9 protein-coding genes are annotated in these 11,399 nt (G+C 33.6%); 2 read left to right on the top strand and 7 right to left on the bottom strand.

Going from position 1 to position 11,399, the window contains the following annotated elements; translation table 11 throughout:
- Window positions 1-6: 6 nt before the first annotated feature.
- Window positions 7-1,395 (bottom strand): aminomethyl-transferring glycine dehydrogenase subunit GcvPA, encoded by a 1,389-nt coding sequence (gene gcvPA, locus ACQKM9_RS03960; protein ID WP_427732865.1) that lies wholly within the window; start codon window positions 1,393-1,395, stop codon window positions 7-9.
- Window positions 1,396-1,424: 29 nt separating this feature from the next.
- Window positions 1,425-2,201: an SDR family NAD(P)-dependent oxidoreductase gene (locus ACQKM9_RS03955; protein ID WP_427732863.1), complete on the bottom strand. Its 777-nt coding sequence runs from the start codon at window positions 2,199-2,201 to the stop codon at window positions 1,425-1,427.
- A gap of 298 nt (window positions 2,202-2,499) precedes the next feature.
- Between ACQKM9_RS03955 and ACQKM9_RS03950 the strand changes: the two genes are divergently transcribed.
- Entirely contained in the window at window positions 2,500-3,906 is a 1,407-nt protein-coding gene (locus ACQKM9_RS03950) for a sigma-54 interaction domain-containing protein (protein WP_427732861.1), read from the top strand.
- Between the two features lie 316 nt (window positions 3,907-4,222).
- Here the strand turns inward: ACQKM9_RS03950 and ACQKM9_RS03945 are convergent, their stop codons facing one another.
- The 5 genes from ACQKM9_RS03945 to ACQKM9_RS03925 form a co-directional block, all read right to left on the bottom strand.
- Complete coding sequence (locus ACQKM9_RS03945) at window positions 4,223-5,317, bottom strand: GerAB/ArcD/ProY family transporter (RefSeq protein ID WP_427732859.1); 1,095 nt, start codon at window positions 5,315-5,317, stop codon at window positions 4,223-4,225.
- A 68-nt stretch (window positions 5,318-5,385) separates the two neighbouring features.
- On the bottom strand, window positions 5,386-5,619 hold the full coding sequence (locus tag ACQKM9_RS03940; protein WP_427732857.1) for a hypothetical protein: 234 nt from the start codon (window positions 5,617-5,619) through the stop codon (window positions 5,386-5,388).
- A 6-nt stretch (window positions 5,620-5,625) separates the two neighbouring features.
- A complete protein-coding gene (locus tag ACQKM9_RS03935; RefSeq protein ID WP_427732856.1) occupies window positions 5,626-6,822 on the bottom strand; it encodes a Ger(x)C family spore germination protein in 1,197 nt (398 codons plus the stop codon).
- A gap of 41 nt (window positions 6,823-6,863) precedes the next feature.
- Window positions 6,864-8,420 carry a spore germination protein gene (locus ACQKM9_RS03930; RefSeq protein WP_427732854.1) on the bottom strand — a complete coding sequence of 519 codons (1,557 nt, stop codon included), beginning with the start codon at window positions 8,418-8,420 and terminating at the stop codon, window positions 6,864-6,866.
- A gap of 340 nt (window positions 8,421-8,760) precedes the next feature.
- The gene (locus ACQKM9_RS03925) at window positions 8,761-9,798 is read right to left on the bottom strand and encodes a hypothetical protein (protein ID WP_427732853.1); all 1,038 of its coding nucleotides are present in this window, start codon (window positions 9,796-9,798) and stop codon (window positions 8,761-8,763) included.
- Window positions 9,799-10,436: 638 nt separating this feature from the next.
- Here ACQKM9_RS03925 and ACQKM9_RS03920 point away from each other — a divergent pair.
- Window positions 10,437-11,345, top strand: a complete 909-nt coding sequence (locus ACQKM9_RS03920; RefSeq protein WP_427732852.1) for a PucR family transcriptional regulator — start codon at window positions 10,437-10,439, stop codon at window positions 11,343-11,345.
- The last annotated feature ends 54 nt before the right edge of the window (window positions 11,346-11,399 follow it).

Raw genomic sequence — 11,399 nt, 5'->3', positions numbered from 1 at the left:
AGACGTTTATTTTGTTACAATCTCTTCAAGTGCATCTATCAAACAATCCATATCTTCTTTCGTATGAACCTCTGTCACACAAAATAGAGCACATTGTCCATACTCTGGGAACTCCTTTGAAAGATCCTTACCACCAAAAATTTTCTTTTCTAATAACAGTTCATTAATTGTTTGAACAGAGATTCCCGTTTTGTTAAAGTCTACAATAAATTCTTTAAAGAATGGTGAAACAATTCTAGAACCTTGTATACCCGCAATTTTATTCAATTTCTTTACTGTGTATTGACTATTTTGCATAATGGTTTGCCCTAATTCATACATCCCCTCAGGTCCTAATAAAGATAAGTACACGCCAGCTGTGATTCCCCATAATGCCGTTTGAGTACCAACTGATTCTTTCCCTTTTTCTCTTTGGGCAAAAGAAGTACGTTCATACGCCACATCACCAAATCCATATTCCCCTTCTTTTATTGTTGGTACGATGCCAAATAAACGTGATGGAAACTCATTAATGAAAGTTTCTTCATCACGAGTAGCGATAAAACCTGCTTGGCCACCGCTGTAATTCATATGCATACCAAGTGGTTGTAAATCTCCACAAACAATATCAGCTCCATAATTACTTGGTGGTGCCAATACACCTAATGAGATAGGATCCACCCCTACAACAAGTAATACATCATGATCTTTAGCGATTTCAGAAATCTCATTACCTTGGGATTCAATAAATCCTAAATAGGATGGATTTTCAAAGTAAATCGCTGCTACTTCATTTGAAATTTTACTATTCAAGTCATCTAAGTCCATTAAACCTGTATCAAGATCGAAAGCGATATTGGTAAATTCGAGCTCTGGTGAACCGTAGTTATTAATAATCTTTGTTCTTTCTGGAGCAACTGTAGAAGCTATTAAAACTTTCTTTCTTCCATTAATGCGAGCGGCCATTCTAATTGAAGTCGCCGCAGCCTGCCCCCAATCGAATGTAGGTACATTCACAACATCCATATCTACAAGTTCCGCTAATAGACTTTGATATTCAAATAATGACTGAAATCTACCATGATCTTCATACGGCTCTCCAGCATAAGCTGTTAAGAATTCAGATCTTTGATTGATTTCATCACAAACTGCTGGAACAAAATGTTGCCAACAGCCGGCACCTAAAAAGTTAATATAGTCGTTTGTACTAATATTTTTCTTCAAAAGACCTTCAATATGTCTTCGTAATTCGTATTCTGTTAATGCTTTTGGTATATTCATTTCTTCCTTCAGCCGAAGTTCTTCAGGGATACATGAATATAATTCCATACTGTTTTCTACCCCAATTGCTTTAAGCATTTCTTCCTTAACTTTAGGGACCATATTTGGGATGTATGGGTGCACCTTTTTTGTCATAGTATTACCTCCTAATATTTTGGTTATCGTTATGCCAAGCCGCCACCGTCAACTACTAATTCCGTTCCTGTTACCCAACTTGATAAATCGCTTGCTAAGAATAAAACTCCCTTAGCAATATCTTGTGGTGTTCCTAATCGTGCCAATGGACGGTTCACTGCGGAATCTTTTAAGAAAGAGCCTTCTTCGAGATTTAACTGTTGTGCCTCACTTCTCAATAACGGTGTATCTGTATCCCCTGGACAGATACAATTGACACGGATATTCTGTGGTCCATGGTCAATTGCCATTGCTTTTGTCAAATTGACAACACCAGCCTTTGCCGCACAATATGACGCAGCTTTGTCACCACCTTTTAGTCCCCAACCAGATCCGGTATTGATAATACTTCCACCTGTACCTTCAGCCATAATAGGAATGATGAATTTAGATAGAAGATAAACACCTTTTAATGAAACATCTATAACTGCATCCCATTCATGTTCTTCTAAATCCACAACAGTTTTTCGTTTAATAATACCTGCATTATTGAAAAGTACATCTACATTGCCATATGTTTGCTTAATCTCCTCACTTACTGCTTGGCAATTTGCTGCACTTGTCACATCACATTTTATAAATTGTGCTTGATAACCCCGCTCCAGAATTGTTCTAGCGGCTTGCGTACCTTTTACTTCATCGATATCTAGTAAAATGACACGTAAACCTACTTCAGCCAAAAGCTCTGCTGTAGCATATCCAATTCCAGAGGCTGCTCCTGTTACAACTGCTACTTTGTTAGTAAGTTTAAAATAATCCATTTCCATGTAAAAACCCCCTTGAACTGTTTTATAAATAATAAAGCAAATAGCGTGCCAACTTACATTCGTTATCATTCCTAGCTTTTGATCAAAAGAAAATTGTCATTTTGTCATTATTGACTGAAAATTGACAATTTTAACTCTATTCATCTACAATTATGACATCATAATTATTCCATTATGGAAAAGTAAATATAATTAAAAACACTAATTATTTAGTAGAATGGTTGATTGATATTTCGATTTCTGTGTCTAAACTTACTTTTCAGAAATAATTACACTCTAACAGTGGGAGGTTGTATGAATGTCATCTATTTCCTCAATTACAAAGACTATTCGAACATTTGCAGAACTTTTACAAGTCGAAATTGCTTTCTTTAATTATGAAGGTCTATTAATAGCATCCACTGAAGAATATAAAGTACAAAAAAAAGATCGAGTCTATATACCATTTTTTCAAAAACAAAACAAAGAAGCTGTTAGTTTTGTAAAAGACCCCGGACATATGAAAATGTGTAAAGGTTGCCACTTCCAATCGAACTGCCCTTCAAAAGCAGAAATTCTAATTAAAATCACAAAAAATGATAACCATTATGGCTTTCTTTCCTTTGTCAGTTTCACTTCAGAGGGGCAAGAAAAGTTAATAGCACAACAAGATCAATTTAAGTACTGGTTAACACAATTAAGCGATATCATTTTAACGATATTGGCTGGTTCCGGAGAATTTAAGTACACAGGGAGAGATTCGAAGGAAAATATTAATTATATTATTGGGAACAATACTCAACTAAAAAAACTAAAAGAACTTCTTTCTAGAATTGCTAACAGTACATCTTCAATCGTTATTACAGGTGAAACGGGTACAGGAAAAAGCCTTTTAGCAAAGTTTATACATGAGCAAAGTATGATAAGAAAAGGTAAATTCATAGAAATCAATTGTGCTAGCATTCCTGAAACATTATTTGAAAGTGAATTATTCGGATATGAGGAAGGAGCATTTACTGGGGCAAACAAAAAAGGCAAGCCAGGGTATTTTGAACTTGCAGATCGAGGAACATTATTTTTAGATGAAGTTGCAGATTTGCCTGTCCATTTACAACCAAAGCTATTAAAAGTTTTACAAGATGGGATGGTTAATCGAATAGGCGGAATCAATCCTAAGAAAGTGAATATTCGTGTGATTGCTGCCACTAATCAACCTCTTGAGGAAATGATGGAGGCTAAACAATTCCGTTCAGACTTGTATTATAGATTAAATGTCATCCCAATCCACTTACCAGCATTAAGAGAAAGAAAAGAAGACATAGAATCATTAGTCCCTATCTTAATAGATCGTCTTCAAAATCGGACAGGTAAATTCATTCAGACATGCTCAGAAGGCTATTTAAAAAGATTACAACATTATCACTGGCCAGGAAATATTCGCGAACTCGAAAATGTCATTGAGTATAGTATGAATATGGAGAGAAGCAATCAACTCACAGAATCTTCACTTCCTGATTTCTTACATTCAACACTCACCCATTCACCTAAGAAGTTGAAGGGAAAAAATGATTTAAAGGCAATGGAAAAGGAAGGAATACTTCAAGCACTAAATCGTTTTGGTTTTGATTATGAAGGTAAGAAGTTAGTTGCCGATCAACTAGGAATAAGTGTACGTACACTTTATAGAAGGATGGAAAAATACAACATTTCCTTCCCTGTCAGATGAATTAATGATAATAGGAGCGATTAAGGAAGAAGCCATATTAAATGGATATTTATAAGAACATTAATGAACTTGATTTTTTCTTTATCCGTTATTTATATTAAAAATATATATTTTCCTTTTCCCGTCAAAAATAATTGGAAATATTTTTTATAAAAGCGCACAAACTTGTAAATAGTACAGTGAATCGTATTGAAATGAAAAAATAAAAACCACAAGCAAATTTTGAACGGCTGCTAGTGGTTTTCTTATTATAGTTGTTACCGTTAGTCAAGCTAAGTTTTACTCCAATTATTGAAATCCCTCTGTAAACGACCAATCACTCACTTTTTATCTTCCTTAATTTTGCAACGACGACTAATAATAATGGAAGTAAGATTGCAAAAGTAAATGAATACGGTAACCATACCTCTTCACTAAATTTATTTGAATGAATTATGTTAGGATGTATAATTAGTGAAATGGCGATTAAAATCATCCCCATTGGCAAGACAAGAGGTCGATAATCTTTAATCTTGAGTATTTGAGATAAACCCAAAACTGATGCATAAAAATACATGAACGTCTTAATGTAAATTGTAGTAATCCATAAAAAGGCCATTATTATCTCAATACGTTGAAGAATATTCCCTATAGATATTCTCTGAGCCATTGCATAGCTGGGATAGGACTTCTGCGAGGCATTTGATGCTCCGAGGACTAAGATTGCTAAAGTGATTACAGAAACTAATACAATTCCCCCAGCTACTATACCTATATAAATTCCTTTTGATACTGATTTATTTATATTTACGGAAGCAGGAAAAACCATCAACATAACAACTAAAGGGAAGGAAAATGTACTTGTAAAAAGTAATATGCTATGTATCAATGGTTTAGTTCTCGTTTCTAATATAGGTTGAATATTCTTTATGTCTATTTGAGGAGATATGAAAATGACAAATAGAACAAATATTAGAACAAATATAGGGAACAGTATTTCAGCAGAACGTGCAAATGTTTCGATCCCTAAGTAAACGCCAAAACAAATAACGAGCATAAACATTGTTCCAAAAGCTGCTAAAGGTGTTTCAGGCATAACTGCAGACTTCATAAAATCCCCTAAATAAAAAAGGAGTTCTCCAGCAGCAAAAAAGGAAAATAATACGAAGGCAATAGAAATAAGTTTCCCCACATATTTGCCTAAAATATTTTCATAGGATTCCACTAAAGTTAGATTAGTCGTAATATTCCCTACTATGATAAATAGTTTGACAACTAATAAGCTTAATACTACACCTAAAAGAGTGGCTATCCATGCATCTTGTTTAACCTGTTGTGAAATACTTGCTGGCAAAATTAATATAGCTGTACCAATAGAAAAAAACATGACAATTATGGTTAATTGTCGTACACTAATCATTTGTTTATTCACGGTTTCCTTGCCTCTTTTACTGTTAAATTATTTTTTAACATTTCGAAGATGTCGTTAAAATTGCTGTTCTACTTTAATGTTGTCATAATAAATTCACTAAATGGTTTATAAATAAAAGTTATCCAATCTAATGGATTAGGAAGCTTAACTTTTAAACATACTGCTATACTCAAGCTTGTACCAATTAATAGTAATATTATAAAAACCCATAATTCTTTTGTTTTATTATTTTTCAATAGTTTTGGCATTTCAAACAGCGAAATGGCCGTAGAAATAACTAATATCCCTATTGTTGGAAGCATATGAGATTACTCCTTTGTCTTGTATAGCAATGAGTTTTGCACAGTACCTAATCCACGTGTATTGACTTTTACTTTTACATTAACCTTCAACTCAGGGAATAGCGATTCCCAGTTTCCCTTTATCTTCTTCCATTCTTTTGGATCAGCACGATGAATAGCTTCACCAAAACCTACCACGTCAGCTTGATATTTCTTTTGGATGCTATCAAGTGATTTTTTTATTTTCCCCTTAATTAGTTTGCTTGTACTTTTATTTATCATATGCATCGTCTTGATTTTACTTAAATCGATATCACATTCAATTTCACCAACGTTTTGATCCACATTGATAGTGACATCAATTGAAGGGGAACCATTTATTATTTTTCCTTTCACTTTAGTTTTTGATTTAATTATTTCTGTTGATAATTTCCCACCTTTTGGACAAGACATGATTTCTATTGTACTTTTTAGCTCATCCTTTAGAAAATTATAACCTTGGCTTTCTTCTTCATTTAATTTCCCTACTAACTTATCCTCTTTGAATACTGATAATCCTGTATATTCCAGTAACACGGGTGTTTTGATTCTTTCTACATTTGTTTGGTCAATACCTAACTTTGTGTCCCCCACTATTTCAATTGTTGACAATACTGTACTCTTTCCATCACTACTTAGATTGTTTATTAATTTATCTAATTGAATGATTGAAGTCGTTGCCCATGACTTTTGAGAACCTTCATTAGAATTCTTCAACTTGGTAGCAGGTACCTTTTCTATAGGTGTTAAAACATTCAATACTTCTTTTGCAGTTGATTGATCGGCTACGACAACGTAAAAGTCATTTCGAATTTCATGATCTCTTGATAGGAAATCTAAAGATTGTTTTATCCCTTCAGCTGCCAATTCTTTTCCTATTACTAGCATTTGAAGATGAGACATATAGGGTTTCCTAGGCATTATTGTAGTCATTCTCCGTGCAGCTTCGAATAATGATTTACCCTTTGCATGGTAAGTGACAGCAGGAGAATTCTTACCACCAGTGTTTTTCGTAGAAATTTCACTCGGGTTAACAATTTGCATTGATACCTCAAATTCATCGTCTATTTTATCAATTCCCAATGCCATAACAATAGCTAATTCATTTAATTCACGTTTGCTCCAACATCCATTCAATAGTAGAGTGAGCGAGAGAAGAAATATAATTATTGTTATTCTTTTCATGTCGATCACCTCTATCATTACTATTTTACATACAAATATCGTTAATTATTTACATTATTCTTCGTAGACTTGCTTCCTCTTTTAGTATTAATTTGATTGATTAAACGAGGTCGAGTTAATAAGGAACTACGTGGAAACAGTAGTATCGCATCCTTTTGATCCTCAGGGACTAATGGTGCAAAAGGAGTCATATAAGGTACTCCAAAAGAGCGAAGACTACATAAATGAAGGATTATGGCCATCGTACCCATAAAAAGTCCAAATAAACCAAAAGCAGCCGATAATACCATTAAAGGAAACCGCAACACACGAATTGTACTGGACATTTCATATGCTGGAAAAAGGAAACTACATATGGCTGTGATAGACACAATAATAACCATTACCGCTGAGACAATCCCCGCTTCTACCGCTGCTTGTCCTATAACTAATGTACCTACAATCGACACTGCTGGTCCTATCGTCCTTGGCATTCGAAGCCCAGCTTCTCTTAATATTTCAAAGGCAACTTCCATAAGTAAAGCTTCAACAAATGCCGGAAACGGTACCCCTTCTCGTTGGGAAGCGATACTAATTAGCATAGGTGTCGGTAGCATTTCTTGATGAAAGGTAGTTATTGCTATATAAAGCGACGGAGCCATTAAAGCAGCAGCTATTCCCCCAAGCCTTAAAATACGTATTAGAGTGCTAACAATTGAGCGTTGATAGTAATCCTCTGCAGATTGTAAAAAAGATGTAAGTATTGCAGGCACAATAAGGACAAACGGCGTACCATCTACTAGGATAGCTATTTTACCCTCTAATAGTTCCGCTGCAATTACATCCGGACGCTCTGAGTTATAGACAGTGGGGAAAAGTGTGTAATTTGAATCTTGAATCAGCTCTTCAATATAACCACTCTCAAGAATTCCATCGATATCAATACTATCTAAACGAGTAAATACCTCTTTAACTATTTTATCGTTTGCAATTCCATTTATATACATTACAGCAACGTCTGTTTGTGTTACTTTCCCAATAACCCTTGATTTTATCCAAAGATTTGGACTTTTAATTTTGCGTCGAATCAAAGCCGTATTCGTACGAAGAGTTTCTGTAAATGACTCCTGAGGCCCTTTGACAACTGATTCTGTAGTAGGCTGAGATACCGCTCGATCCTTTGCACTTTTAGTACTTGCGGAAATACCTTTAGTTTGACCTTCTAGCAGTATGACTGTTTCTCCATTTAGAATAGACTGAAATAATGTTTGAAAATCAGTAATATCATTAACATCACCCACTGTAAGACAAAAATCCTTTAGATATTGAATAACATCTTCCGAGTTTGTGTCGAGAGTAGTATCTAAGTCCAACATTAGAGATTCCATGATAAAATCTGTAATAGCCGTTTTATCAGCTAGTCCGTCAGTATAAATAATTGCAATACGCTGCTTTTTAGATTTCCCAATTGCAACCTCACGTATTATGATATCGGTGCTATTTCCAAGGACTTCTTTGATTTTTTTTATATTTTCAGTAAGGCGCGTTAAGATTAGTTTTTGAGAATCCTTATTTTCTGAATCAGGAGAATTAGTAGTATTTTTTTCTGAAAAGCTCATAGTGAATTCCCCTCCTCCGATTGGACTTTTATCTTGGCAAAAGTATGTACTTATCTAGCAGTCCTTTATACATAATGTGCTATAAAATTTAAAATTTACGACAAAAAACTAAAACCCATTTCACTCCTAATTATAAGGAGAAAAATGGGTTTTACTCTATTTACTTATTTTGTTTATTCGTATACAAAACTAAAATGATGAATAATTTAATCATTATGAAGAACCTAATTTTAATAAATCTCAACTAAACTAGCATTCAAGAAAGGTGAAAATAAAACCACAAGCAACTTTTTATTATCTTCTTGTGGTTTTATGATAATTAACCATCTAACATATTCATTTAAAATCCGATTTCATACAAATGACTACCATTTACATATTGAATTTTTCTACTTTCCATATTCACCTGATGAATGTAGGGAATTGTCTTTGTTTTTTTAATCAGTACCGTTTTTTTCGTTTTGCCATCGTATATTTTTATGCCTTTTTTGTCTGTATAGATAATACTTTGAGATGGATAGTCAATGTATTGATTTCCCTCGTAAAAATTGATTTTTGGGAACTTATAGCTCTTACCTCTCATCGTATCTAAATAATAATAACTTCCTACTCTACCATTATAATAAATAAGGACGCCATTTATTGTGACACCGAAACTTTTCGCCTCAAAACCTAAAGCATTGTATAAATAATCAATGGATTTGAATTGTTTTATATCCCCGCCATCTTGATTCATTGAATAAAGCATCCCATCATTTGTGAAATAAATTACATCATCTTGTAGCCAAAAGCTATCAACGGATTTCTGTAATGTCTTTTGCTCTTTTGATTTCAAATCACATACTTTAAAATCATATTCACTCATCGATTGTTTATTATAAGTAACATAAAATAAATTAGATCCTATTATAATAAACGGTGTGACAGTATTGGATGGAATATAATCGTCTATAACTAACCTTTTCTCCCCATTTTCTGTCATTTCATATAAGTTTAAAGCGTAACCTTCTGCCGGTCCAAAGAGACTTTCAGTACGAAAGACGGGCAATGTGAAGTATACTGTAGATTCCTCATTTTGAAACGTAAAGATTGAACTATTATAATCATGTATAGGATTTCCAACATTAGAAGCTATTTTATACTGAGCTGTAAGGTCCTTTAATCCAAGTGTTTGCTTCACTTTATTATTAGTATTATAAAGATTGAACATAACTAGCGGATTTGCTTGCTCATTAGAGTCGGAGAAGTAGATACCACTCGATACATAATCACTATCTTTTACAATATAAAATTCCTTTGTCGCTGCCGCAATTTCCGTTGGTGCAAAAATTGTAAGTGATACGATAAATAGTACGATAATAAGCGTGACCTTTTTCATATAAATACCTCCAATTAATTATTATTTCTACAGACTACATTCAACAAGATTCTTACTATTAAAGTGCTAGGTTGATTTCCACTACGGGATGCTCGCCTTCAGCGGGCAAGCACCCTCCGCTACAATCAACTAAACAATGTAGTAACATACGTTAATATCGAACATAAAAACCATTTCAACGGTAATTAACAACCTAATTTCTCCCTAAACAATACACCTGTTAGAGAATAAAACTATTATTTTTTCAATATCAGTATGGTTAAAATTGGTTAATCTACAAGCCTGATTCTCTAAAGAAATAATTGTCAAAACCATGACGCTTCTTACTATATTTAGAGTCCCATATTAATGAAGAAAGTGTATGATCATTAAAATGTACCCTAGACTTAATTGATATGCCTTAAATAACTTGAAAATGACTATTATGCATTTTTAATCGTTGCAAATTTTCAAAAATTTAGTTATGTCAAATAAGGTTACTTATCTTATAATAGATATATAAGTACGTTTACTCTCGATTGTCTTATACCATTTAGTATCATTCATATGAAATCTACTTGACTTACAACATAAGCAGGAAAAGAACATTTTATGATACTCGTGTGTTCTAATTGCTTCAAGATAGGAGAATCCAAATAGTGTCCAATAACTTAGTAACACTTTTCCCAACAATTGATCTATTATCCGAATGCCCTATTAAATGCGAAAAAAATAAATATATTTTCCATATCGAGCATACTAACACTTGGATGATCATTGATAAAAAGGAAGTATCCGATCGCGAGTATGCTCTACTAGTTTCTCTTTTTAAAGAAATAAAACCCACTCCACCAACTGATAATTCGATATCGGATAAATGGATTCAATTTCTTCAAGATATCGGACCTGTTCCTTTACAAGAGGATAGCGATATACGTATTATTCAGCTGCATTTTAAGGAGCAAGATGGATTAGAAACCGATTTGAAACAAGCCGTTAGTGCATATTTTGACGATGCACTTCAGCTTATTTTCATTTCTTCACATGATGCAGTTCTTATCGAACAGAAGTCATCCTATATACATACCTATGATGATTTCTCTTCTTTTATCGTCGCACTTGAAAGCGATTTTTTTTTAAAAGTCCAGATGTATATCGGGAAATTCCATTCGACAGTTGCACCCTTTTCTCCTCATTTTTTAAAAGAAAAAGAATGGTTCTTCAAAGGACTTTCGAGAAATAATTCTGAACAAATATACACGATGGAAAAGACTTTTCCTTATAGTTTAATTGAACAAATGTCAGAAGAAATGAAACAGATGATCCGCAAAGAAGTATTAGAACCAATTGAGTATGATATGGAATTACTCCAGACAGTTCAGCTCTTTTTTGAAAATGGATTTAATGCTTCTGTTACTGCTAAAGAATTGCATGTACATAGAAATACGCTTCAATATCGTCTTACAAAATTCCAAGATATCACTGGGATTTCTGTACGGTATTTTGATGGAGCCCTTGTTTCTTATTGTGCAAGTTTGATAGCCAGTGAAGACAAAGCGCACAATTAATACGTCAGAAAATTGTGCACATTTTACATATGATGCTTTGGCTAAAATTGATAA

This window comes from Viridibacillus sp. NPDC093762, from assembly GCF_050279675.1.
In the GTDB taxonomy this organism is placed as follows: Bacteria; Bacillota; Bacilli; order Bacillales_A; family Planococcaceae; genus Viridibacillus.
This window is presented reverse-complemented; position numbering and strand designations above follow the sequence as displayed.